The sequence below is a fragment of the Streptomyces dryopteridis genome (assembly GCF_049606955.1).
In the GTDB taxonomy this organism is placed as follows: domain Bacteria; phylum Actinomycetota; class Actinomycetes; order Streptomycetales; family Streptomycetaceae; genus Streptomyces.
In genome coordinates this window covers 2,533,928-2,556,289 of record NZ_CP187113.1, presented here as the reverse complement: position 1 = coordinate 2,556,289, position 22,362 = coordinate 2,533,928, and the positions used below count along the sequence as shown (strand labels likewise).

Annotated in this window: 22 protein-coding genes and 1 tRNA gene; 10 read left to right on the top strand and 13 right to left on the bottom strand. The window is 74.9% G+C overall.

The window, feature by feature from the left end; genetic code table 11:
- Positions 1 to 66 precede the first annotated feature (66 nt).
- From ACN20G_RS10730 to ACN20G_RS10720, 3 genes are all read right to left on the bottom strand, one after another.
- Positions 67 to 861 (bottom strand): nucleotidyltransferase family protein, encoded by a 795-nt coding sequence (locus ACN20G_RS10730; protein WP_424212515.1) that lies wholly within the window; start codon positions 859 to 861, stop codon positions 67 to 69.
- 235 nt (positions 862 to 1,096) lie between these two features.
- Positions 1,097 to 1,519 (bottom strand): hypothetical protein, encoded by a 423-nt coding sequence (locus tag ACN20G_RS10725; protein ID WP_424212514.1) that lies wholly within the window; start codon positions 1,517 to 1,519, stop codon positions 1,097 to 1,099.
- 236 nt (positions 1,520 to 1,755) lie between these two features.
- Positions 1,756 to 2,844: an ABC transporter ATP-binding protein gene (locus ACN20G_RS10720; protein ID WP_424212513.1), complete on the bottom strand. Its 1,089-nt coding sequence runs from the start codon at positions 2,842 to 2,844 to the stop codon at positions 1,756 to 1,758.
- A gap of 184 nt (positions 2,845 to 3,028) precedes the next feature.
- Between ACN20G_RS10720 and ACN20G_RS10715 the strand changes: the two genes are divergently transcribed.
- A tRNA-Thr gene (locus ACN20G_RS10715) sits at positions 3,029 to 3,102 on the top strand.
- A gap of 55 nt (positions 3,103 to 3,157) precedes the next feature.
- Here ACN20G_RS10715 and ACN20G_RS10710 read toward each other — a convergent pair.
- Positions 3,158 to 4,531, bottom strand: coding sequence for an NAD(P)/FAD-dependent oxidoreductase (locus tag ACN20G_RS10710; protein WP_424212512.1), 1,374 nt, complete (start codon positions 4,529 to 4,531; stop codon positions 3,158 to 3,160).
- A 159-nt stretch (positions 4,532 to 4,690) separates the two neighbouring features.
- Between ACN20G_RS10710 and ACN20G_RS10705 the strand changes: the two genes are divergently transcribed.
- The 3 genes from ACN20G_RS10705 (at position 4,691) to ACN20G_RS10695 (ending at position 7,182) form a co-directional block, all read left to right on the top strand.
- Complete coding sequence (locus tag ACN20G_RS10705) at positions 4,691 to 5,428, top strand: DsbA family protein (RefSeq protein WP_424212511.1); 738 nt, start codon at positions 4,691 to 4,693, stop codon at positions 5,426 to 5,428.
- Between the two features lie 73 nt (positions 5,429 to 5,501).
- Positions 5,502 to 6,422: an aminoglycoside phosphotransferase family protein gene (locus ACN20G_RS10700; RefSeq protein WP_424215469.1), complete on the top strand. Its 921-nt coding sequence runs from the start codon at positions 5,502 to 5,504 to the stop codon at positions 6,420 to 6,422.
- A gap of 46 nt (positions 6,423 to 6,468) precedes the next feature.
- Positions 6,469 to 7,182 carry a pentapeptide repeat-containing protein gene (locus tag ACN20G_RS10695; protein WP_424212510.1) on the top strand — a complete coding sequence of 238 codons (714 nt, stop codon included), beginning with the start codon at positions 6,469 to 6,471 and terminating at the stop codon, positions 7,180 to 7,182.
- Between the two features lie 142 nt (positions 7,183 to 7,324).
- Here the strand turns inward: ACN20G_RS10695 and ACN20G_RS10690 are convergent, their stop codons facing one another.
- The 3 genes from ACN20G_RS10690 to ACN20G_RS10680 form a co-directional block, all read right to left on the bottom strand.
- Positions 7,325 to 7,828: a hypothetical protein gene (locus tag ACN20G_RS10690; RefSeq protein ID WP_424212509.1), complete on the bottom strand. Its 504-nt coding sequence runs from the start codon at positions 7,826 to 7,828 to the stop codon at positions 7,325 to 7,327.
- A gap of 69 nt (positions 7,829 to 7,897) precedes the next feature.
- Positions 7,898 to 8,521: a response regulator gene (locus ACN20G_RS10685; RefSeq protein WP_424212508.1), complete on the bottom strand. Its 624-nt coding sequence runs from the start codon at positions 8,519 to 8,521 to the stop codon at positions 7,898 to 7,900.
- Entirely contained in the window at positions 8,518 to 9,909 is a 1,392-nt protein-coding gene (locus ACN20G_RS10680) for a sensor histidine kinase (protein ID WP_424212507.1), read from the bottom strand. The genes ACN20G_RS10685 and ACN20G_RS10680 overlap by 4 nt, the downstream gene beginning before the upstream one ends.
- 347 nt (positions 9,910 to 10,256) lie before the next feature.
- Between ACN20G_RS10680 and ACN20G_RS10675 the strand changes: the two genes are divergently transcribed.
- On the top strand, positions 10,257 to 10,802 hold the full coding sequence (locus tag ACN20G_RS10675; RefSeq protein ID WP_424212506.1) for a GlcG/HbpS family heme-binding protein: 546 nt from the start codon (positions 10,257 to 10,259) through the stop codon (positions 10,800 to 10,802).
- 283 nt (positions 10,803 to 11,085) lie between these two features.
- Positions 11,086 to 12,495, top strand: a complete 1,410-nt coding sequence (locus ACN20G_RS10670) for a M1 family metallopeptidase (protein ID WP_424215468.1) — start codon at positions 11,086 to 11,088, stop codon at positions 12,493 to 12,495.
- A gap of 117 nt (positions 12,496 to 12,612) precedes the next feature.
- Here the strand turns inward: ACN20G_RS10670 and ACN20G_RS10665 are convergent, their stop codons facing one another.
- Entirely contained in the window at positions 12,613 to 13,128 is a 516-nt protein-coding gene (locus ACN20G_RS10665) for a GNAT family N-acetyltransferase (protein ID WP_424212505.1), read from the bottom strand.
- Positions 13,129 to 13,425: 297 nt separating this feature from the next.
- On the opposite strand from ACN20G_RS10665, the gene ACN20G_RS10660 reads away from it, so the two are divergent.
- The gene (locus ACN20G_RS10660) at positions 13,426 to 13,725 is read left to right on the top strand and encodes a hypothetical protein (protein ID WP_424212504.1); all 300 of its coding nucleotides are present in this window, start codon (positions 13,426 to 13,428) and stop codon (positions 13,723 to 13,725) included.
- Positions 13,726 to 13,836: 111 nt separating this feature from the next.
- Here ACN20G_RS10660 and ACN20G_RS10655 read toward each other — a convergent pair whose 3' ends face one another.
- Positions 13,837 to 14,412, bottom strand: a complete 576-nt coding sequence (locus ACN20G_RS10655) for a TerD family protein (RefSeq protein WP_424212503.1) — start codon at positions 14,410 to 14,412, stop codon at positions 13,837 to 13,839.
- Positions 14,413 to 14,555: 143 nt separating this feature from the next.
- Here ACN20G_RS10655 and arfB point away from each other — a divergent pair, with 143 nt between their 5' ends.
- Entirely contained in the window at positions 14,556 to 14,981 is a 426-nt protein-coding gene (gene arfB, locus ACN20G_RS10650; RefSeq protein WP_424212502.1) for an alternative ribosome rescue aminoacyl-tRNA hydrolase ArfB, read from the top strand.
- Positions 14,982 to 15,073: 92 nt separating this feature from the next.
- Here the strand turns inward: arfB and ACN20G_RS10645 are convergent, their stop codons facing one another.
- The gene (locus tag ACN20G_RS10645) at positions 15,074 to 15,586 is read right to left on the bottom strand and encodes a flavin reductase family protein (RefSeq protein WP_424212501.1); all 513 of its coding nucleotides are present in this window, start codon (positions 15,584 to 15,586) and stop codon (positions 15,074 to 15,076) included.
- A gap of 394 nt (positions 15,587 to 15,980) precedes the next feature.
- Between ACN20G_RS10645 and cdgB the strand changes: the two genes are divergently transcribed.
- Both cdgB and ACN20G_RS10635 read left to right on the top strand, forming a co-directional pair.
- Positions 15,981 to 17,798: a diguanylate cyclase CdgB gene (gene cdgB, locus ACN20G_RS10640; protein ID WP_424212500.1), complete on the top strand. Its 1,818-nt coding sequence runs from the start codon at positions 15,981 to 15,983 to the stop codon at positions 17,796 to 17,798.
- Positions 17,799 to 17,899: 101 nt separating this feature from the next.
- Positions 17,900 to 18,967 (top strand): carbohydrate-binding protein, encoded by a 1,068-nt coding sequence (locus ACN20G_RS10635; protein ID WP_424212499.1) that lies wholly within the window; start codon positions 17,900 to 17,902, stop codon positions 18,965 to 18,967.
- A gap of 97 nt (positions 18,968 to 19,064) precedes the next feature.
- Here ACN20G_RS10635 and ACN20G_RS10630 read toward each other — a convergent pair whose 3' ends face one another.
- The 3 genes from ACN20G_RS10630 to ACN20G_RS10620 form a co-directional block, all read right to left on the bottom strand.
- The gene (locus ACN20G_RS10630) at positions 19,065 to 20,084 is read right to left on the bottom strand and encodes a 1-phosphofructokinase family hexose kinase (RefSeq protein WP_424212498.1); all 1,020 of its coding nucleotides are present in this window, start codon (positions 20,082 to 20,084) and stop codon (positions 19,065 to 19,067) included.
- A gap of 185 nt (positions 20,085 to 20,269) precedes the next feature.
- Positions 20,270 to 21,421 carry an N-acetylglucosamine-6-phosphate deacetylase gene (gene nagA / locus ACN20G_RS10625; protein WP_424212497.1) on the bottom strand — a complete coding sequence of 384 codons (1,152 nt, stop codon included), beginning with the start codon at positions 21,419 to 21,421 and terminating at the stop codon, positions 20,270 to 20,272.
- On the bottom strand, positions 21,421 to 22,353 hold the full coding sequence (locus tag ACN20G_RS10620; protein WP_424215467.1) for an ROK family protein: 933 nt from the start codon (positions 22,351 to 22,353) through the stop codon (positions 21,421 to 21,423). The genes nagA and ACN20G_RS10620 overlap by 1 nt, the downstream gene beginning before the upstream one ends.
- Between the last annotated feature and the right edge of the window lie 9 nt (positions 22,354 to 22,362).

Below are 22,362 nucleotides of genomic sequence, written 5' to 3'. Positions count from 1 at the left end.
GGGCCCGTCGCGCACGACGCGCGACGGGCCCCACGGCCGTGTTCGTGACCCGCTCCGGGCGGGGCCTCAGCCGCGCTTCTGGGCGGCGAGTTCCTTGGCGGCCTCGGTGAGGTCCTTCGCGGTGTCGATCGCGCGCCAGTACGCGCCCTGCGGCAACGGGAAACCGGCGAGCCGGCGTTCGCGGGCCAGCCGCGGGAACGTCGTGCGCTCGTGGTCGCCGAGGTCCGGCAGGAGGGACGCGAAGTCCGCGGAGAACACGTACACCCCGGCGTTGATCAGGTACGGGGACGGCGGGGCCTCGATGAAGTCGAGGATGTGCCCGAACTCGTTGGTCTCGACCGCGCCCCACGGGATGCGCGGGCGGGCCAGGGCGAGGGTCGCGGTCGCGCCGCGCTCGTTGTGGAAGGCGGCCATCTCGCGCAGCGAGAACCGGGTCCAGATGTCGCCGTTGGTCGCGTACCAGGGCCGGTCCGGGTGCGGCAGGTGGGCGGCGGCGTACTTGAGGCCACCGCCGCGGCCGAGCGGCTCGTTCTCCACCACGGTGGTCACCCGCAGCGGCAGTTCGGCCTTGTCCAGCCACTCCTGGAGCACCTCGGCGAGGTGGCCGCAGGAGATCACGGCGTCCGTCACGCCCTCGGCGGCGAGCCAGGCGAGCTGGTGGCCGATGATCGGCACGCCGGTGCCGGGGATCTCGACCATCGGCTTGGGCCGGTCGTCGGTGTAGGGGCGCAGCCGGGAGCCCTGGCCGCCGGCCAGGACCACGGCCTGGGTCGGGGTACCGGGGTGGGCGGCCGAGGAGGGGGCACCGCCGGCGCGTGCGGCGCGTGCGGTGTCGGGTCGGTCGTCGGAGGCTTCCGTCATGCGGGGAAGCCTACGGGGCGGCCGTGCGTGCCGAGGGAGACGGGGCGAACGGCCGGGTATGGGCGCTCGGGGAGGGGGAGACGCGCGCGGTCCGGCGGGGGCCGGACGCCGCGGTGCGGGCGTCGGGGCCGGCCGCCGGGCCGGGAACGCGGACGGGTCTCGTGGGGCGACCGCGGGGGCGGGTCGTCGCGCGCGGCGGCGCGCTCGACCGGTGGCCGGGGTCGGTGCCCCCGGGTCAGCTCGCGAAGGAGGCGACGCCGGCGGCGTAGGAGGTGTCGCACACGGGACGGGCGTAGGACTGGGCCTTGGTGGGCCCGTGCACGTCCACGGCGGCCCGGCCGATGGCGCGGGCGATGCCGACGCAGTACGCGGCGAGCGAGGGGCGCTTGTCCACCTCCTGCTGGAGGTGGGTCAGGACGGTGCCGGGCTGGGTGCCCTGCTGGACCTCCCCGACGAGCCGGTCGCGCAGCACGTCCTGCGGGGTGCGGGGCTTGGCGTTGGCGGGGGAGGACACGTCCTCGGCGGAGGCCGTGAGGACCTGGGAGGAGGAGGTGTCCGCCCAGGGGACCAGGGTGACCGCCAGGATCCCGGACAGGACCAGGACGACGGGCAGCACCAGGGTGAGGGATCGGCCGATTCGGCGGGCAGAGTGGGTCACGAAGGGGAGCGTAGCGCTCGGTGAAGATTTGGCGACATTTAGTCACTCGACCGGGGGATGTTTCGACGTGGCTTTTCGAAAGCCGAGTTGACGTTCGCAGGGTGGAACGTCCGCTTCTGTCGCGGTCATTGTCATATGGGTGCGCGAGCGACGGCCGCAGGGGTGACGCGGTCGCCGCTCGCGCGGGGTCGAGGTCCGGGGGCGGGGCGGTCGGGTCAACGGCCCGCCCCCGCGCCTCAGTCGGAGAGGCGGGCCCCGGTGGAGGTGGAGAACACGTGCAGCTCGCCGGCGCGCGGCACGACGTGCAGCTCGGCGCCCTTCTCGGGCACCGCGCGTCCGCCGACGCGCACGACGATGTCCTTGGACTCCTCGCCCACGCGGGCCGAGCCGTACACGTAGCCGTCGGCGCCGAGCTCCTCGACCACGTTCACGGTGACGCTCAGGCCGCCGCTCTCGCCGATGTCGAAGTGCTCGGGGCGGATGCCGACGGTCACGGTGCGGTCGCCGGCCTCGGTCGCGGCGGCCAGCGCGTCACGGGACACGGGCACGACGGACTCGCCGAACCGCACGCCGCCGTCGGTGATCGGCACCTCGACCAGGTTCATGGCCGGGGAGCCGATGAAGCCGGCGACGAACAGGTTGGCGGGCCGGTCGTACATGTTCCGCGGGGTGTCCACCTGCTGGAGGATCCCGTCCTTGAGCACGGCCACCCGGTCGCCCATCGTCATGGCCTCGACCTGGTCGTGGGTGACGTAGACGGTGGTGATGCCCAGGTCGCGCTGGAGGGCGGCGATCTGGGTGCGGGTGGACACGCGGAGCTTGGCGTCGAGGTTCGACAGCGGCTCGTCCATGAGGAACACCTGCGGCTTGCGCACGATCGCGCGGCCCATGGCCACGCGCTGGCGCTGACCGCCGGAGAGGGCCTTGGGCTTGCGGTCGAGGTACTCGGTGAGGTCGAGCATCTTCGCCGCCTCCTCCACCTTGCGGCGGATGGTGGCCTTGTCCTCGCCCGCGATCTTCAGGGCGAAGCCCATGTTGTCCGCGACGGACATGTGCGGGTACAGGGCGTAGTTCTGGAACACCATCGCGATGTCCCGGTCCTTGGGCGGCAGGTCGGTGACGTCGCGGTCGCCGATCCGGATGGACCCGGCGGTGACGTCCTCCAGGCCCGCGAGCATCCGCAGCGAGGTGGACTTGCCGCAGCCGGAGGGACCGACGAGGACGAGGAACTCGCCGTCGGCTATCTCCAGGTCCAGCTCCTTGACGGAGTCGGAGGTGGCGCCGGGGTAGCGCAGGGAGACCTTTTCGAACGTGACGGAGGCCATGGTGGTGTGTCCCTTCTACCGGCAGGAACGTGCCGGACGATCCGAGTGGAAGGAAAAGACGTGGTCTAGTCCACGTGGTGGACCGTGGGTGACGCTACCGGCCGGCCACCGATCTGTCAGTACCCCGACGCGAACAAGTTGATGGCAGCCCCGGGGACCCCCTGTGTAAAGTGACAGAGGCCATGCCTCCTTAGCTCAGCTGGCCAGAGCACCGCTCTTGTAAAGCGGGGGTCGTCGGTTCGAACCCGACAGGGGGCTCGCAGGTCAGGGACCCGCCGCGTTGTTCGCGGCGGGTCCCTGGTGGTTTTCGGGGTCAGTGGCGGCCCGCGAGTTTGTCGGCCAGGGTGGCCAGGGGGTGGGTGGTGGGGGTGTGGGTGCGGGATTCCGCGCGGTCCGCCGTGCGGTAGGCCGCGTAGAGGGTGTGGACGCCGAGCCAGCGCAGGGGTTCGGGTTCCCAGGCGCGGACGCGGTGGTTGACCCAGGGGAGGGTCGTGAGGGCGGAGTCGGTGCCCGTGATCAGGTCGCGCAGGGTGCGGCCGGCGAGGTTGGCGGTGGCGACGCCCGAGCCCACGTAGCCGCCGGCCCAGCCGAGGCCGGTGGCCGGGTCCAGGGTGACCGTGGCGCACCAGTCGCGGGGGACGCCGAGGACGCCCGACCAGGCGTGGGCGATCGGTACGCCGACGGCCTGGGGGAAGAAGGCGTGCAGCAGGTCGGTGAGGGCCCGGATCGTGGCCGCTTGGGTGCGGCCGTCGTTGTCGGTGCGGGAGCCGAAGCGGTAGGGGACGCCCCGGCCGCCGAGGGCGATGCGGCCGTCGGCGGTGCGCTGGGCGTACATGTAGGCGTGGGCCATGTCGCCGAGGGTCTCGGCGCCCTGCCAGCCGATCCGGTCCCAGAGCCGGTCGGGCAGGGGGTCGGTGACGATCATCGAGGAGTTCATCGGCAGCCAGGTGCGGTGGGCGCCCTTGAGGTCGGCGGTGAAGCCCTCGGTGCAGCGGATGACGTACCGGGCGCGGACCGTGCCGTAGGGGGTGACGGCGCGCCGGGGGGCGATCTCGGTGACCGGGGTGGACTCGTGGATGACGACGCCGAGGCGTTCGCAGGCGGCGGCGAGGCCGACGGCCAGTTTGGCCGGGTGCAGGCGGGCGCCGTGCGGGGTCCAGGAGGAGCCGACGGCGTCGGACACGTCGATCCGGGCCCGGGTCTCGCGGGCGCCGAGGAGGAGGCGGTCGGTCTCGCCGTGGGCGAGTTCGTCGGCGTGGAAGGCGCGCAGGCGGGCGAGTTGGGCGGGGGTGCGGGCCACTTCGAGGACGCCGCCGCGGTGCACGTCGGCGTCGATGCCCTCCTTGGCGGCGGTGTCGATCACCTCGGTGACGGTGTCGTTCATCGCGCGCTGGAGGGCGATGGCGGCGGGCCGGCCGTGCCGGGCGGCGTGGGCGGCGCGGCCCGCGATGCCGTTGTAGAGCCAGCCGCCGTTGCGGCCGGAGGCGCCGTGGCCGCAGAACTTGCGTTCCAGGACGGTGACGCGCAGGGCGGGGTCGGCGCGCTTGAGGTAGTACGCCGTCCACAGGCCGGTGTAGCCGCCGCCGACGATCGCGACGTCGGTGTCGGCGGAGGAGGCGAGGGGTTCGCGGGCGGGCGGGAGGCCCAGGTCGGCGAACCAGTGGGATATACCGCCGTTGACCGTCATGGGGTCGTTGGTACACCGGGGGCCGGAGTGCTGTCCAGGGGTCGGCGGGCGGGGCGGGGCGGGGGTGATCAGGGTCCTTCGGTCGATGCGCGGGGGCGGCCGGCCTTCCTAGGGTGGCGGAGGGTTCGTCCGGTTTGTCGATGTGGTGAGGTGTGGGGCGTGCGGTGGCGTGCGGGTGTGCGGGCGGGGCGGTGGGCGGCGCCGTTGGTGGGGGTGTCCCTCGTGGTGACGGCGCTGGCCGGGTGTGGGGGCGGGGACGGGGCGCCGGCCGCGGCGGATCCGGTGGCGGCGGCGGAGGACGTGGCGGTGGTGCGCACGAGTCCGATCGCCGACCTGCTGGCGAAGCTGCCCGCGCGGGTGGACGGCGCGCGGATCGTGGTGGGCGACCCGAAGGCGCCCAAGGTGGCGCGGGTGTTGGCGGACCCGCGCTGTTCGTGGTGCGCGCGGTTCGAGGCCACGGGCGGGGAGACGCTGCTGCGACGGGCGGCGGAGGGCAAGGTGCGGGTGGAGTACGTGTTGGCGTCGTTCCTGGACTCGGACGGGACGCGGGGGTCGGCGAAGGCCGTGAACGCGCTGCGGGCGGCGGCCGAGCGGGGCCGGTTCGCGGAGTACCACGCGGCGCTGTTCGCGTCCCAGGTCAAGGGCGGGTTCACGGACGAGCACCTGTTGCGGATCGCGGACCGGGTGCCGGGGCTGCGCGGCGCCGGCTTCGACGCGGAGGTCCGCACGGACCGGTGGTGGAGCTGGGCGGCCCGGGCCCAGCGGGAGTTCGAGGCGGCCGGGGTGCCGGGCACCCCGGTGGTGCTGGTGGAGGGGAAGCCGGTGGGGGCGAAGGACCGTTCGATGTTCGACGCGGCGGCGTTCGCGGACACCTTGCGGAAGGTGGGCATCGGCTGAACGGCCGCCGTAGGGTGCGGGCGTGGACAGGGACAGGGACGGGGCCGGGGCCGGTGGGTCGGGGGAGTGGGGCGTGGAGGTGCCCGAGGGGCTGCGCGCCTCCCAGGAACGGGCGCACGGGGAGGTGGGGCGGGAGTTCCTGGCCGGGTTGCCGGCGCTGGCGGACCGGTTCACGGACGCGTGGGGGCTGCGCCGGACCGGCCCGGTGATGCACGGCATGGCGGCTCTGGTGCTGCCGGTGGAGCGCGCGGACGGCACGCGGGCGGTGCTCAAGCTCCAACTCCTCGACGAGGAGAGCGAGGGCGAACCGGTGGCCCTGCGGGCCTGGGACGGCAGGGGCGCGGTCCGGTTGCTGGAGCACGACGAGGGCACCGGCACGATGTTGTTGGAGCGCCTCGACGAGCGCCGGCACCTGACGGAGCTCGCGGGGCGGGACGGGGACGCGGCGGTCCGTGTGATCGCCGAGCTGTTGGCCCGGCTCACGGCGCGGCCGGCGCCCGCCGGGCTGCGGAGCCTGGGGGACGTGGCGAAGGAGATGCTGGCGCAGGTGCCCGGCGCCCTGGCGGGGGTCGCGGACGCGCGGGCCCGGCGGGTGTTGCGCGGGTGCGCGGCGGCCGTCGCGGAGGTCGCCGACGAGCCCGGGGACCGGCTGCTGCACTGGGACCTGCACTACGAGAACGTGCTGGCCGCGCCGCCCGGGGCGCGGGCCGAGGGGCGGGGGGAGTGGCTGGCCATCGACCCCAAGCCGCTGGCCGGGGACCCGGGGTTCGAGCTGCTGCCGGCGATCGCGGACCGGTTCGACGCGGACGTGGTGCCGCGGTGGTTCGACCTCATGACGGGGGTGCTCGGGCTGGACCGGGAACGGGCCCGGGCCTGGACCCTGGGCCGGGTCTTGCAGAACAGCCTGTGGGAGCTGGAGGACGGGGAGCCGCTGCCGGCGGAGCAGCTCGTGATCGCCGAGCTGCTCGGCGGACGGGCGCTGGGCGCGCGCTGAGGGCCGCCGGGGCCGTGTTGTCGGCGCGGTGCGGCAGGGTGGGCGGATGGCGAAGAACGCGGGTGGACGGACGGATGGCGGTACGGGACGGGGACGCGGGGCGCGGGCGGTGAAGCCGGCCCGGCGGCCCGAGCTGAACCTGGCGGAGCTGCTGCCCTGGGAAGGCGGCGGGCTGCGGCCCGACGGCGATCACGACGGGGTGCTGCTGGCCGGGCAGGACTTCGGGGGACAGGAGGGCGCGGGGAGCCGTTTCCTCGACTGCGAACTGCGCGATTGCGCCCTGGACGGGACGGGGCTGCGCGGGGCCCGGTTCCTCGACAGCCGACTGGTCGGGGTTCGGGGGGTCGGGGCGGACCTCGCGGACGGGACGCTGCGGGACGTGGAACTCGTGGACGCGCGGCTCGGCGGGGTCGGGGCGCACGGCTCGGTGTGGGAGCGGGTGCTGGTGCGGGGCGGGAAGATCGACTTCCTGAACCTGCGGGAGGCCCGGCTGCGGGACGTGGTCTTCGAGGGCTGCGTGCTCGTGGAGCCCGATTTCGCGCGGGCGGTGCTGGAGCGGGTGGAGTTCCGGGACTGCGTGGTGCGGGGCGCCGAGCTGACCGGGGCGCGACTGACCGACGTGGACCTGCGCGGGGCGACGGAGCTGGACTTCGCGGGCGGGGTGGAGGCGCTGGCGGGCGCGGTGATCAGTCCCGCGCAGCTGATCGACCTGGCGCCGGTGTTCGCGGCCCGGTTGGGCGTGCGGGTGGAGGCGCCGTAGCGGGCCCCGGGATCGGGGTGTCGGGCGCCGGGAGCGGGGTCTCGGGTCCCGGTCGCCGGGTCCCGGTGTGTTTCACGTGAAACGCGCTCCGTGTTTCACGTGAAACGGACCCCTGTTTCACGTGAAACAGGGGCGCGGGCCGTTACGCGGGGACGCGGGGGAAGCGGGCCTGGAGGCTCCAGATCGAGGGGTTGTCGCCCAGGCCCTCGTGCATGTCGATGAGGTCCGCGATCAGGTCGTGCAGGAAGTCGCGGGCCTCGCGGCGGAACACGGCGTGCCCGAAGGCCAGGGGTTCCTCGTTGCCGGGCATCCATTCCGCGTAGATGTCCACCCAGCCGAAACGCCGCTCGAAGAGCAGGCGGTCGGCGGACTCGGTGAAGTCGAGTTCGGCGAAGCGGCGGTGGGCGGAGCGGCTGCCGCGGGGGTCCTTGTCGAGTTCCTCGGCGATGTCGCAGAGGGCCCAGGCGAAGTCGAGGACGGGCACCCAACCCCAGTCCGTGGCCACCTCGCGGTCTTCCACGGTGTCGGCGAGGTAGACGTCCCCGCAGAACAGGTCGTGGCGCAGCGTGTGGACGTCCGCGGTCCGGTAGTCGGTCTGCGGAGGGTCGGGGAAGCGCCGGGAGAGGGAGTAGCCGATGTCGAGCACGTGGTCGATGGTGTCACGGTTCCGGGGCGGGCGGGGCCGGCCGCCCGCCGACCCCCGATCGGCGCGGGCTCAGGGGAGCAGGCGCTGTTCCTTCGCGACGGCCACCGCGCCCGCGCGCGTGTCCACGCCGAGCTTGTCGTAGATCCGCCCCAGGTGCGTTTTGACGGTGGCCTCGCTGATGAACAGCGCGCGGGCGATCTCGCGGTTGCCCAGGCCGCGCGCGAGCTGGCCCAGGATGTCGCGTTCCCGGTCGGTCAGGGCGGGCCGGGTGCCGCCCCGCAGGTGCGCCATGACCCGACCGGCCACCGGCGGCGAGAGCACGGTGCGGCCCTGGGCCGCGTCGTGGATCGCCGCGAACAGCTCCTCGGGCCGCTCGGCCTTCAGCAGGTACCCGGTCGCGCCCGCGCCGATCGCGCGGGTGATGTCGGCGTCGGTGTCGTACGTGGTGAGCACCAGCACGTGCGGCGGGTTCGGGAGCGCGACCAGCCGGCGGGTGGCCTCCACCCCGTCGATGCCGTCGCCGAGTTGGAGGTCCATCAGCACCACGTCGGGCCGCAGCCGTTCGGCGAGGACCACCGCCTCCTCCCCGCCGCCCGCCTCGCCGAGCACCTCGATGTCGGGGGTGCTGCCGAGCAGGGCGAGGAGGCCGGCGCGGACCACCGCGTGGTCGTCACAGAGCAGGATCGTGGTCATCGGGCGGACTCCGGTGCGTCGGGGGTGATCGGGTCGATGGGGGAGGGGGCGGGGTCCGCGACGGCGGGGCGGCCGGACAGCGGCACCGCCGCCGACAGCACGGTGCCCTCGCCCGGGGCGGACTCCACGGTCAGGGTGCCGCCCACCTTCGCCAGCCGGGCCCGGATCGCGGGCAGCCCGTGCCCCCGGCCCCGGCGCACGCCCGTGCCCGGTCCGCCGGCCGCGCCCGGGGTGAAGCCGCGTCCGTCGTCGGCCACGTCCAGCACCACCTGGTCGCCGAGGAAGGACAGGGTCAGCGCGGCGGTGCTCGCGCCCGCGTGCTCGCGCACGTTGGCCAGCGCCCCTTGCGCGATCCGCAGCAGCGCCGCCTCCACGGGCGCCGGCAGGGGTACCGGGGCGCCCTCGACGTGGAAGCGGACGAGGAGGTCGGGGCCCGCGTCCAGGGCCCGCAGGGCGCCGGGGAGGGCGGTGGGGGTGCCGGGGGCGGGACCGGCGGCGAGTTCGGCGGGTGCCAGATCGTGCACGAGCCGGCGTGCCTCGGCCAGCCCGCGTCCGGCGATCTCGCCGGCGGTGCGCACGTGCGCCCGCGCCGTGCCCGGGTCGGCGTCCCAGATCCGGTCGGCGGCCTGGAGCAGCATCTGCTGGCTGGACAGGTGCTGGGCGATGGTGTCGTGGATCTCGGCGGAGAGCCGCTGGCGTTCGGCGAGGGTGCCCTCACGGCGCATGCCCTCGGCGAGCTCGCGGCGGGTGCGCAGCAGGTCGGCGATGAGGGCCCGCTGTTCCTCGGCCTGCCGTTCCATGTGCAGGAACACGGCGGTGGCCAGGGCGGCGACGGCGGGCGGGGCGAGCAGCAGGTTCGGGTCGAAGACGGTCGCCAGCCGGAACTGGGCCACCACCACCAGCACCGTCAGCAGGGTGACCAGGACCACGGCCGCGCGCGGCCGCAGGGTCCGCAGCGCGGTGTGGAACAGCGGCACCGCGCACCACGCGAAGCTCGGCGCGAGCAGCACGAGCACCACCCACGCCGCGACCAGCGGCACCAGGCGCAGCAGCGGCCCGCGCGGGGTGCGCCGGCCCGGCGGCGGCGGGCCCTCGGTGGGCGGGGCGGCGGCCGGTCCGAGCAGGTACAGCAGGGCGAGGACGGCGCTGAGCGCGATCACCCACGGGATCCGGGCCTCGCCCGGGTGCCGCAGCAGGTACCGGGACAGGGAGCCGATCAGCAGCAGGAAGAACGCGGTGTGCACGACGGCGGCCAGCAGCCGGGCGGCGCGGGGGTCGGTGCCGGGCACACCGCTCGCGCCGGTCGGGACGGGTGCGCCGGCCCGGGGCGCGGCGGGCCCGTCGAGGGGCCCGACGGCGGGTTCGGGGGGTGCGGCGCGGCGGTTCATGGGCGGTACTCCTGGGGTGCGGGCACCCTCCATGCTGCCGTGCGCCCGCCCGAAAGGTCGGATCCGGGGCGTGGGGGGTGGGTGAGAGGGGATTGTCTGGCGGCGCGCGCGGGCCCCGCATCAACCGATCGGTGGACCCTCGGGTCCACCGGTCCGCGCGCCGGAGCGAGCCGGTGCGCGGATCCGCCGCCGGGGGGTGCGCGGGGAGGATCGAAGAGCCGGTGGGGGCCCGCCGGTCACCCGGTCCGCAGGGACCCGGAGGCCGGGCCCGAACCTTCCCCGGCCCAGGGGGCCGAGAGGTACTCCCGGCCACCGCACCACACCCCGCATCCCTTGGAGTCACAGCGATGAACACCCGTACCCGCGTCCTCACCGGTGCCGCCGTGGCGGCCGTGCTCGGCGCCGGCGCCTTCGGCGCGGTCAACGCCTCCGCCGCCCCCGCCATCGCCCCGGCCGCCGCCGTGGCCCAGGACGCCGGTCGCGGCAACGTGACCACCACCGACCACCTCACCATCGCCTCGGCCACCAAGGCCGCGCAGGCCGCGCTCGACGCCGCCCGCAAGGAGAACCAGAAGGTCACCGTCGCCGTCGTCGACCGCAACGGCAACACCGTGGTCCAGCTGCGCGGCGACGGCGCCGGCCCGCAGTCCTGGGAGTCGGCCCAGCGCAAGGCGTTCACCGCCGTGTCCTGGAACGCCCCGACCTCCGTCCTCGCCGGTCGGCTGGCCCAGACCCCGAACCTGAAGGACATCCCCGGCACCCTGTTCCTCGGCGGTGGCGCCCCGGTCCAGTACAAGGGCGCCCCGATCGCGGGCATCGGTGTCGCGGGCGCGCCCAGCGGCGACCTGGACGAGAAGTTCGCGCAGGCCGGCGTCGCCTCCCTCGGCCGCTGACCCCTCCTTCCGTCCCGTCCGGATCCCTGCCGGCCGGACGGGACCTGACACGCCGTGCGCCCGTCCGCCACGGTGGTGCGGGGTCCACGGGCCCGTCGCCGCGCCGGAGTTGCCTCCGGCGCGCGGCGGGCCCGTCGCCGTGCCCGCGCCCGGAGCGCCGGGTTCCGCCTAGGATGCGCCCGTGCGCCCCCGCTTCGCCCCGACCCCCGTACCCACCACCCGTGCCGGCTCCGGCTCCGGCTCCGCCCGGTCCCGACGGCGCGGTGCGTTCGCGGCCGCCGCGCTGCTGGCCGCGCCGCTGCTGCTCGGCGGGTGCACGGGGAGCACGGTGCAGGGCCGGCCCGGTGCCTCCGGGCTGCGCGACCCGTACTTCCCGAAGGCCGGCAACGGCGGCTACGACGTGGCCCACTACGACCTCGACCTGAGCTGGGACCCGCCCGCCGGCGCCGGGGCCGTCGGCTCCGGGGGCGGCCGGCTCGCGGGCACCGCCGTGCTCACCGCGCGGGCCACGCAGGGCCTGAGCGCCTTCAACCTGGACCTCGCCGGCCTGGAGGTCTCCCGGGTGGTCGTGGACGGGCGCGAGGCCCGGTTCAACCACACCGGGCAGGAGCTGACCGTGCGGCCCGCGCACGAACTGCGCAAGGGCGCCGAGTTCACCGTCACCGTCCGCTACGGGGGCACGCCCGCGCCGCACCGGGACCCCGACGGCTCCGCCGAGGGCTGGATGCCGGCCCCGTTCGGCGGCGCGGACGGCGCGGTCGCCGTCGGCGAGCCGGTGGGCTCCATGACCTGGTTCCCCGGCAACCACCACCCCTCCGACAAGGCGACCTACAGCCTGTCGATCTCCGTCCCGCGCGGCACGAAGGCCGTCTCCAACGGCGTGCTCGTCGCCGCCGGCGACGAGGACGGCCGCTCGCGCTACCGCTTCCGGTCCCGGGAGCCGATGGCGAGCTACCTGGCCACGGTGGCCGTCGGCCGCTTCGAGACCACCACCGGCCGCAGCCCCGGCGGCATCCCGATCCTGAACGCCGTCGACCCCGGGGAGGCGAAGGCCGCCGGGCCCGCGCTGCGCCGGCTGCCCGAGGTCCTCGACTGGTGCGCCGACCTCTTCGGCCCGTACCCCTTCGAGTCGGCGGGCGCGATCGTCGCGCCGGCCGGGACCCTGGGGTACGCGCTGGAGACGCAGACCCGGCCCGTCTACCCGGGCCCGCCGGACGTGCCGCTGATCGTCCACGAGACGGCCCACCAGTGGTTCGGGGACTCGGTCTCCCCGGCCACGTGGAAGGACATGTGGCTGAACGAGGGCTTCGCGACCTACGCCGAGTGGCTGTGGTCGGAGCGGCACGGCGGCCCCACGGCCGAGCAGCGGTTCCGGGCCTACCTGAGCGGGGACACGGCGGTGGACCCCTCGGCGGACTCCGACTGGGCGGCGTTCCCGCCGGCCGACCCGCCGTCGGCCAAGTCGATCTCCGCCGCCCCGGTCTACGGGCGCGGCGCGATGGTCCTGCACCGGGTGCGCCAGGAGATCGGCGACCGGGCCTTCCTCGCCCTGCTCAAGGGGTGGGCCACCGAGCACCGGCACGGCACGGCGGACACCGCCGCGTTCACGGCGTTCGCGGAACGGGCCGCGGGACGGGGGCTGTCGAAGGTGTGGGACACCTGGTTGTACGGACGTGGACGCCCGAAGGCATAGGGCGAGCTCCCGGGGCACGCCGTCCGGCCCCGTCGGGCACGGTGTGCGGACCGTGCCGAGGGCGGCGGACGGGGGTGACCGCGACGGGCGGGAGAGGACGCCCGGCGGTCTCGCTACTCAGAGCTTCTTGCGCAGCACGCGGCAGGGGCGGCCGTGTTCCCGCTCGGTGCCCCGCCGCAGCTCCTCGTAGCCCAGGGCGTCCCAGAACGCGAGGGCGCTCGGGTTGTTCTCCAGCACCGCGAGCCGCAGCCCGGCGCGGCCGGCCTCCCGGAACCGGTCCTCGACCAGCCCGGCCAGGGTGCGGCCGTGGCCGGAGCGCTGCGCGGTGGCGTCCACGAGCAGCAGCCCGATCCACGGGTCCGGGTCCTCGTCGGCCGGGTCCGGGTGGTGCGCGAGGGTCGCGGCCAGGCCGACCAGGCGGCCGGAGCTGCGGGCGAGGAGCACCTCGGAGCCGGGCAGCGCGAGTTCGTCGGCGAGGGCCGCGGCGACCTGTTCGACGGTGATGCGGGCGGGGTCCGGGAAGTCCCCGCTGAGCTCGAAGAAGGCGCGGTTTGTGGCGTAGAGCGTGGCGACCTCGGTCAGCACCGGGCCGGGCAGGTCGCCGTCCAGGGGGACGAGCGGGTGCAGGATCATGGCCCGACGGTAGCCGACCTTCCGTTAGCGTCGACGCCGGTGCGTCACAATGACGTTTTCGGCCGTTTCAGGCCGGATCGGTGGGGATCGCGGGGGATCGGCGAGGTTTGTCGGGGGCAGTTCGGGCGGGCGTCGCAGGTGTGTCCGAGGGGCGTCCGAGGGCCGTCCGGCGGTGGCCCGGCAGCGGTTCGAGGGGATCGGCGCGTGGGCCGACCGTGCGGCCGGGCGGTCCCCCGTCCGGGGGCATCCGGGCCGGTCCCGCGCCCCCGCGCCCCGCGTTCCCCTAGCGTGCGTGCGGTGACGACGAGCACCGATCTTCCCCCGGACCTGCGCCCCGACCCCCGTGCCGAAGCCGAGGAGCGACCCGATTTCGCCGACGAGGCCCGGTCCCGGGAGGCCCGGCTGCTGCGGATGGCGGGCGGTGAGGACGGCGCGGTGCGGGCCCGGATCGTGGCCTACGCCGCCGCCACCCCCGACCCGCCGCTGATGGGCCCGCACGGGATCGAGACGGCCGGGTGCCCCGTCTGCCGGCAGACGATGTGGCGTCAGCCGAGCCTGTGGGTCTGCGCGGCCTGCGGGCACATGCGCGACGCCTGAGCCGGGGCGCCTGAGCCGCGCCGCCACCGCCGCGGATGCGCGCGAGCCCCCGCCCCCGGAGCGGGGACGAGGGCTCGTGACGCGATGCGGCGCGCGCGGCGCGCGTTCGGGTCAGACGTTGACGCCGAAGTCCTGCGCGATGCCGACGAGGCCGGAGGCGTAGCCCTGGCCCACGGCGCGGAACTTCCACTCGGCCCCGTTGCGGTACAGCTCGCCGAAGACCATCGCGGTCTCGGTGGCGGCGTCCTCGGAGAGGTCGTAGCGGGCGATCTCGGCGCCGCCGGCCTGGTTCACGACGCGGATGTACGCGTTGCGGACCTGGCCGAAGTTCTGGCTGCGGGTCTCGGCGTCGTAGATCGAGACCGGGAAGACGATCTTGTCCACGTCGGCGGGCAGGCCCGCGAGGTTGACGTTGATGGCCTCGTCGTCGCCCGCGCCCTCGCCCGTGCGGTTGTCGCCGGTGTGGACGATGGTCTGGTCCGGGGTGGTCTTGTTGTTGAAGAAGACGAAGTGGGCGTCGGAGTAGACGCGGCCGGCCGTGTTCACGGCGATGGCGGAGGCGTCGAGGTCGAAGTCCACGCCGGTGGTGGTGCGGACGTCCCAGCCGAGGCCGACCGTGACGGCGCTGAGGCCGGGGGCCTCCTTGGAGAGCGAGATGTTGCCGCCCTTGGACAGGCTGACAGCCATGAGATGTCCCTTCCCTTGTCGTGCTGCAGAAAGTACCGCTGTCGTCCACAACGCGTGGGGAGGGCGTGCGGGTTCCACGCCCCGCGTCGGGATCACGCGTAATGCGCGTGACGGACGGGTGTCGGAGGCGGGACGATGGGGGCATGTCAGGTCCCCATGTCATCCGCGGCTCGGTCGTGGTCCCCGAGTCCGAGATCACCTGGCGGTTCTCGCGTTCGTCGGGACCCGGCGGGCAACACGTCAACACCTCCGACTCCAAGGTCGAGGCCCTTTTCGACCTCGGCGCCACGGAGGCCCTGCCGGCCGTGTGGAAGGAGCGGGCCCTGGAGCGGCTCGCCGGCCGGTTGGTGGACGGCGTGCTCACGGTGCGCGCCTCCGAGCACCGCTCGCAGTGGCGCAACCGGGAGGCCGCCCTGGTCCGGCTCGCCTCGACCCTGGCCGAGGCCACCGCGCCCCCGCCGAAGCCGCGCCGACCGACCCGGATCCCGCGCGGGATCAACGAGCGGCGGCTGCGGGAGAAGAAGGCGCGCGGGGAGACCAAACGGGGACGGACCGGCCGGGACTGGTAGGCGGTCGCGCCCCGGCCCGGCGGTGGTCCGGGCCTGTTTCACGTGAAACAGCGAGCCGCCCACGCGCCCGGCCCGTCCGCCCGGCCCGCGTCTCAGCCCGTGAGGCGGCGGTAGCGGCCGCGGAAGTAGGCCAGGGGATCCGCCTCCCCGGTCGGGAAGCTCGCGCCGAGCACCCGGGCCACGACCATCGTGTGGTCGCCGGTGGGGATCAGGGACTCGGTGCGGCACTCCAGCGAGGCCAGCGCCCCGGTGGGCAGCAGGGCGCCGCTGAGGGGGCCCCGGGTGGTGTCGAGGTCGGCGAAGAGCAGCCGGTCGCTGATCCGGTTCTTCATCGAGAAGCGCGCCGCCGTGCCGTGCTGACCCTCCGCCAGGAAGGAAGCGGCCCACAGGGGTTGTTCGGCCAACAGGTCGTCCATGCGGGAGCCCTCCCGCACGCTCAGCATCACCAGGGGCGGCTCCAGGGAGACCGAGACGAAGGCGGTGGCGGTCATGCCCACGTCCTCGCCGGGGGGCCCGTCCTCGGTCAGCGGGGGTTCGTGCGCGGTCACCAGGACGACGCCGGAGGCCAGCCGGGACAGGGCGGCGCGGAACTCTGCTTCACTCACCCCCTCAGCATGGGGGTGGTCTGCGGGTGTCGCGGGGGAGCGGGTCACGGGGATCACGTGCGTCACGCTAATCTCGCCCGTCACGGGGATGCATCGGGCCCCGGGCGGAACCCCGTCTCGGGCCGGAGGCGTAGGACCGGAGGGCGGGGCGGAAGGGGGGTGCGTGGGGTGTGAGCGGGTCCGTGAGCCCCGTGGGCGCCCCGGCGTGCGCCCGGTGGAGAAAGCGGTGCGTGAACCTCGATATTCATATCGTGTGACTTGAGTCACAGAGGGCAGGAATTGTTGACCCTGTGTACCCGGCGCGGAGCGCGCTGTGATTCAGTGGACGGGACACCGCACCGAAACGCCGATGACAAAACCGGAGTTGCTGTCGAGGTCTCGGGGAGAGCGAGCAATGGAGACCGAGTCGGAGCCCTATGTCCGTCTTGCGACCCTGCGGCAGCTCCACCGGGTGGTGGCCGACCTCAACACGGCCCGCAGCCTGGCGGACACCCTGCAGACCGTCGTGGACGGCATCGTCGTCGGCCTCGGCTACGAACTCGCCTGTGTCAACCTCGTCCGGCCCGACGGTGACCTCGTCGTCGCCGCCTTCGCCGGGGACCCCTCCGCCGAGGCCCTGATCACCGGCCGGGTCGGCTCCCGCGCCTCCTGGGAACGCCGCCTGCTCATGGGCGAGAGCTGGGGCGGCCTGCGCTTCATCCCCCACACCGAGGGCTGGGTCCTCCTCGACGACGACGTGCCGCAGTGGCACACCGAGGGCCCCGAACCCCGGTTCGCCGACGAATGGCACCCCGAGGACCGCCTGTACGCGCCCATGTACGCGACCACCGGCGAACTGCTCGGCGTGGTCTCCGTGGACCGCCCCCGCAACGGCCGGCGGCCCGGCGCCTGGGGCCGCGAGGCCCTCCAGATGTACGCCTTCCAGGCCGCCATCGCCATCAGCAACGCCCGGCTGCGCGCCAACATGCAGCGCGCCCTGGTCCGCCTCGAACGCGAACAACAGGCCCTGCGCGCCAGTGAAGAGTCGTTTCGCCAAGCCTTCGAGTACGCCCCCAGCGGCATGGCCATCGCCGAGATGGGCGGGGACCAGCACGGCCGGCTGCTGCGCACCAACGACGCCCTGTGCCGGCTGCTGGGCCGCCCCGCCTCCGTGCTGCGCCGCTACTCCTTCTCCGACCTCGTGCACCCCGAGGACATCGGCCTGCTGCTGCGCACCTCCGCCGAGGGCGGGCGCGCCGAACTGAGACTCGGCCGGCGCGACGGCACCTACGTGTGGGTCTCGCTGCGCAACTCCGTGGTCGCCGACGCCGCCGACGGCCCCCGCTTCCTCCTCACCCACGTCGAGGACATCGAGGACCGCAAGCGGCACGAGTTCCAGCTCGCCCACCGGGCCAGCCACGACTCCCTCACCGGCCTGCCCAACAGCGCCGAACTGCGCGCCCGCCTCTCCTCCCGGCTCTGTCGCCGCCCCCAGTCGGGCCGGACCGCCGTCGCGGCCGGCCCCGGGGACCCGGCCCCGGCCGCGGCGGGCTTCGGCCCCGCGCCCGGCTTCGCCCCCGCCGAGTACCCCCGTTCCACCTACGGCGGCGGGCACGGGCCCGGCCCCGAGCACGGGTTCCCCGCCGACGGCGCGGGCCTGGGTCCCACCGTCCCCGCCCCGGCCGCCCCCGCCTTCGACGCCTTCGGGCACGGCACCCCCGGCGCGGGCCCCGGCGCGGGCGGCGCCGAGGCCGACGCCCGGCAGGCCGGCCCCTGGGAACACCACGTGCACGCCGTCGCCCCGCCCGCCGACACCGGGGCCGCCGACGACGGCACCAAGGGCCTGGCCGTCCTCTTCTGCGACCTCGACGGCTTCAAGTCGATCAACGACCGCTTCGGCCACCACACCGGCGACGCCGTCCTCATCGAGGTGGCCCGCCGGCTCACCGGCTGCGTCCGCGACGGCGACACCGTGGCCCGGCTCGGCGGCGACGAGTTCGTCGTCCTCGCCGACGGGCTCGGCGTGGCCGACGCCGCCGACCTCGCCGTCCGGCTGCGGGGCGCCATCATCCCGCCCATCCGGGTGGACGGTCGGGCCGTTCGGGTGGGGGCCAGTTTCGGCATCGGATGGGCCGCCTGCGGCATGTCCGCCGAAGAGGTCCTGCAGTCCGCGGACCAACGCATGTACGTGGAGAAGCGATCCCGCTCCAAGGCCCAGCGGCGCGCCGGCTGAGCGTGATCGGGCGCCCCGTCGCGCGTCCCGCACCCCGGGTGCCACCCCGTGGGCATGGGTGTTCGGGGTAGGCTCCCGTGGGTCGAAAGGAGTGACCCGCGATGACGACGCCCGCGAACCACGGCCCGAACAACGGGGTGAACCCGCCGGAGGACGACGACCCCTTCGGCTACCTCTACGAGGACGGGCAGGCGACGGGTGGCGGGAACCCGCCGGCGGCGGGTGGCTACGGCTACCCGGGTGCCCGGCAGGACCACCAGCCGGGCGTCCCGCGCACCTCCTACAACCAGGTCCGCACCGTCGGTGAGCGCACCTACGGCGGCAACCAGGGAGTCGGCCGCCCCGGCGTGCCCCCGCAGGCCCCGTACGGCCAGCAGCAGAACGCCCCGCAGGGCGGTTACGGCTACCCGCAGCAGCAGCCGCACTACCAGGCCCCCGAGGCCATACAGGCCGGCGGCTACCAGGTTCCCCCGCAGGGCGGCCGGCCCGAGGGCCCCCGCGGCCCCGGCCAAGGCCATGCCCAGCCCGCCCCGCAGCGCGGCGGCTCCTCCAAGCGCGGCGTGCTCATCGCCGCGATAGCGGTGGTCGCGGCCGTCGCCGTCGGCATCGGCTCCGCCGTCTGGCTCGGCCAGGACGACGACAAGAAGAAGGAGCAGCAGACCACGGCCGGATCCGGCCAGTCCGCCGCCCCCGAGCCGGAGAAGTCCCAGGAGGAGACCAAGCCCTCCCCGGAGAGCTCCTCCTCCGAGGCCCCCAAGGCGGACCTGCCGCACGCCGACGCCACCAGCACCGGTTTCGCCCTCACCGGCGGCGCCACGATCGACAGCTCGGTGCCCGGCGCGAAGAGCGGCAACGGCCGCTACGTGGCCCTCAACACCGCCGGCGCCACCCTCACCTGGACCTTCGACGCCCCCGAAGACCGCAGCTACAAGCTGAAGTTCTCGTACGCGGTGCCCGGCAAGGACCAGCGCCCCGGACTGACCGTCAACGAGCAGAAGCGCAACGACGGCATCAACATGGCCAACTTCTCCCGCGCCAAGGACGGCGAATGGGGCTGGACCCACACCTTCTCGATAGTGAATCTGAAGAAGGGCCAGAACAAGGTCACCATCACCTGCGAGCAGGCATCCCAGTGCAACGTGAACATCGCGCAGCTGTGGCTGGAATAGCCCGCACGCGCGGGTGAGCGGGGCGGCGGGGGCCGGACGCGGGAGCGACCGGCCCCCGCCGCCGTGTCACGGCCCCCGGGCACGTCGTCCCGTCCGGTCAGCGGCCTTCCGTCACCGCCACCGCCGGCAGCAGCTCCGCGTACGTCGCCGGATCGAACTCGCCGGCCGCCGGCGTCGCCACCGTCGCCGCCGACAGCGCCGCCGCCCGCCCCAGCGGGGCCGGCCACGGCAGCCCCTGGGCCAGCGCCGACAGCAGCCCCGCCACCGCCGAGTCACCGGCCCCGGTCGGATTGCCGCGCAGGGCCCGGGGCGGGGCGGCCCGCCAGGTCCCGGCCGGGCCCGTAGCCAGCAGCCCGTCCGGCCCCAGCGAGGCGATCACGGTGCGCGCCCCGCGTCGGCGCGCGTCCCGGGCCGCCGTCAGGGGGTCGCGGGAGCCGGTGAGTTCGGCCAGCTCGGCCGCGTTCGGCTTGATCCACGTGGGCCGCGCGGCCACCCCTCGACGCAGCGCCTCCCCGCCCGTGTCCAGCAGGACCGGCACCCCGGCCGCGTGCGCCGCGCGCACCAGCGTCGCGTACGCCCCCACGGGCACCCCCGGCGGCAGGCTCCCGCACAGCGCGACCGCCCCGATCCCCGGCCCCTCGGGCCCCAGCAGGCGGGCGTAGCGCTCCTGGAACGCGGTCCACTCGGCGGCCGTGACCTGCGGTCCGGGCTCGTTGAACTGCGTGGTGTCGCCGGTGTGCGCGTCGACCACGCCCAGGGTGCGGCGGGTCTCGCCCGCGCAGGGCTCGAACTCCCGCGTCACGGAGGGCGCGAGCCGGGCCAGGGCGGCGTCCAGGCGGTCCCCCGCGGGCCCGCCGAGGAAGCCGGTGGCGACGGTGGGCACGCCCAGGGCGGCCAGCACCCGCGAGACGTTCACGCCCTTCCCGCCGGGCCGTTCGGCGACCTCGTCCACGCGGTGAGCGGAGTGCGCGCGCATCCGGGGGACCCGGTAGGTCACGTCCCAGGCGGCGTTGAGGGTGACGGTGAGGATCGGCGCGGCCTCGGTCGGCGGCAGCGGGAACCCGACGGGGCCGGCCGCTCGGGCCGGGTCCTCGGGCACGGGTGTGGGTGTGGGCATGGCGGCACCCCCGGGGTGTGGCGCGACGGGCGGACGGGGCGGTGGGCCACCCGCGGGGCCCGGGGGCCGGTCGCGGCCGGTCCCGGACGCGCGGGTGGTGCCCCGGGATCATGCCAAATCGGCGGCGGCCGGCCCAGACCCCCGGGCCGACCGCCGCCGATCGGTTGCGTTCTCGTGATCCGGCGTCAGCCGAGCGGGTTCACGATCCACTCGCCGCGCCGCATGACGCCCTTGAGGTTGAACTCGGCGTCCAGGGCGACCAGGTCGGCGTACTTGCCGGCCTCCAGGGAGCCGACCTCGTCGTACAGGCCGATCAGCTTGGCGGGGTTGGCCGAGATGGCCTGCACCACGGATTCCACCGGCAGCCGGTCCACGGTCACCGAGCGTTTGAAGGCGGTGTCCAGGGTGAGGGTGGAGCCGGCGATGGAGCCGCCCTCGACCAGGCGGGCGACGCCCTCCTTGACCTCGACCTCCAGCGGCCCGAGGTGGTAGGTGCCGTCGCCGAAGCCGGCCGCGTCCATGGCGTCGGTGATGAGGGCGACGCGGTGGGCGCCGGCGTGGTGGAAGGCGAGTTCCAGCATGGCGGGGTGCAGGTGCACGCCGTCGTTGATCAGCTCGACGGTGACCCGCTCGTCCTCCAGCAGCGCCGCGATCGGGCCGGGCGCGCGGTGCTCCAGGCCGGGCATGGCGTTGTAGAGGTGGGTGGCGACGGTGGCGCCCGCGTCGATGGCGGCGCGGGTCTGCTCGTAGCTGGCGTCGGTGTGCCCGATCGCGGCGATCACGCCCTGCTCGGCGAGGAGGCGCACGGAGTCGAGGCCGCCGGGCAGCTCGGTGGCGAGGGTGAACATGCGCGCCGTGCCGTGCGAGGCGTCGATCAGCTTGCGGACCTCGGCCGGGTCGGGGTGGCGGAGCAGGTCCTCCTTGTGCGCGCCCTTGCGGCACGGGGAGATGAACGGGCCCTCGAAGTGCAGGCCGGCGATGTCGCCCTGCTGGACGAGTTCGGCGAGGAGGGCGGCGCGCCGGCCCAGCTCGTCGAGGTCGCCGGTGACGAAGGAGGCCACGAGGGTGGTGGTGCCGTGCTCGCGGTGGGTCCGCACGCCGTGCAGCACCTCGTCGGGGGTGCCGGAGGTGAAGGAGGCCCCGCCGCCGCCGTGGTTGTGCATGTCGACGAAACCGGGGACGAGCCAGTGGCCGGAGAGGTCGAGGACCTCGGCGCCCTCCGGGGCGTGACCGGCGATCCGGTCGCCGTCGACGATGACCCGCCCGTTGGTGACGGTCCCGGTCGGCAGCACCACCTTGGCGCCGGACAGGACCGTGCTGTGTGCGCTTGCGGACATCAGGCAGGTACCTCCGTGGCGAGTAGATCCCAGGCGAGGAGACCTGCGCCCAGGCATCCGGCGGTGTCCCCGAGGGCTGCCGGAACGATGTGGGGGAGCCGCTGGAACGTGACGCGTTCCTCGACGGCCGTCCGGAGTGGTGTGAACAAGGTTTCCCCGGCTTCCGCGAGCCCGCCACCGATGATCAGCGTCCGGGGGTCCAGCAGGGTGAGCGCGGTGACGAGGGAGTCGGCCAGGGCGTCCACGGCGGCCTGCCAGACGGCGAGGGCGCGCGGGTCGCCGGATTCGACGGCCTTGGCGCAGTCGGCGGCGTCGGCGGTGGGGTCGCCGGCGGCGGTGGCCCAGGCGCGGGAGACGGCGGAGGCGGAGGCGAGGGTCTCCAGGCAGCCGCGCTGTCCGCAGCCGCAGGCGGGGCCGTCGGGGCGGACCACGATGTGGCCGATCTCGCCGGCGTAGCCGTGGGCGCCGGCCTCGATGCGGCCCTCGATGCCGATGGCGCCGGCGATGCCGGTGCCCAGGGCGAGGAAGAGGAACCGGTCGGCGTCCTTGCCCGCGCCGATCCGGCCCTCCGCGAGTCCGCCCGTGCGCACGTCGTGCCCGAGGGCGACGGGGACGCCGCCGAGGCGTCTGCCGAGGAGGTCGCGCATCGGCAGGTCGCGCCAGCCGAGGTTCGCCGAGTAGACGGCGATGCCCCGGTCGGCGTCGACGATGCCGGGGACGGCGACGCCGGCGGCGGAGGCGGCCTGCCCGAACCGCTCCAGGCCCAGGGCGCGCAGTTCGGCGGCGAACTCCAGGATCGACTCGACGACGGCGTCGGGGCCCCGTTCGCGGCCGGTGGCCCGGCGCGCTTCGTGGAGCAGGGTGCCGTCCTCGGCGACGAGGGCGGCCTTCATCCCGGTGCCGCCCACATCGAGGGCGATGACGTGTTTCACGGGTTTCAC

What these genes read in the sequence shown, in the direction of transcription:
- ACN20G_RS10730 (WP_424212515.1), bottom strand. Translation starts at nt 861, where the DNA reads ATGACGGAAGCCTCCGACGACCGACCCGACACCGCACGCGCCGCACGC.
- ACN20G_RS10720 (WP_424212513.1), bottom strand. Translation starts at nt 2,844, where the DNA reads ATGGCCTCCGTCACGTTCGAAAAGGTCTCCCTGCGCTACCCCGGCGCC.
- ACN20G_RS10710 (WP_424212512.1), bottom strand. Translation starts at nt 4,531, where the DNA reads ATGACGGTCAACGGCGGTATATCCCACTGGTTCGCCGACCTGGGCCTC.
- ACN20G_RS10695 (WP_424212510.1), top strand. Translation starts at nt 6,469, where the DNA reads ATGGCGAAGAACGCGGGTGGACGGACGGATGGCGGTACGGGACGGGGA.
- ACN20G_RS10685 (WP_424212508.1), bottom strand. Translation starts at nt 8,521, where the DNA reads ATGACCACGATCCTGCTCTGTGACGACCACGCGGTGGTCCGCGCCGGC.
- ACN20G_RS10680 (WP_424212507.1), bottom strand. Translation starts at nt 9,909, where the DNA reads ATGAACCGCCGCGCCGCACCCCCCGAACCCGCCGTCGGGCCCCTCGAC.
- ACN20G_RS10675 (WP_424212506.1), top strand. Translation starts at nt 10,257, where the DNA reads ATGAACACCCGTACCCGCGTCCTCACCGGTGCCGCCGTGGCGGCCGTG.
- ACN20G_RS10665 (WP_424212505.1), bottom strand. Translation starts at nt 13,128, where the DNA reads ATGATCCTGCACCCGCTCGTCCCCCTGGACGGCGACCTGCCCGGCCCG.
- ACN20G_RS10655 (WP_424212503.1), bottom strand. Translation starts at nt 14,412, where the DNA reads ATGGCTGTCAGCCTGTCCAAGGGCGGCAACATCTCGCTCTCCAAGGAG.
- arfB (WP_424212502.1), top strand. Translation starts at nt 14,556, where the DNA reads ATGTCAGGTCCCCATGTCATCCGCGGCTCGGTCGTGGTCCCCGAGTCC.
- cdgB (WP_424212500.1), top strand. Translation starts at nt 15,981, where the DNA reads ATGGAGACCGAGTCGGAGCCCTATGTCCGTCTTGCGACCCTGCGGCAG.
- ACN20G_RS10635 (WP_424212499.1), top strand. Translation starts at nt 17,900, where the DNA reads ATGACGACGCCCGCGAACCACGGCCCGAACAACGGGGTGAACCCGCCG.
- ACN20G_RS10630 (WP_424212498.1), bottom strand. Translation starts at nt 20,084, where the DNA reads ATGCCCACACCCACACCCGTGCCCGAGGACCCGGCCCGAGCGGCCGGC.
- nagA (WP_424212497.1), bottom strand. Translation starts at nt 21,421, where the DNA reads ATGTCCGCAAGCGCACACAGCACGGTCCTGTCCGGCGCCAAGGTGGTG.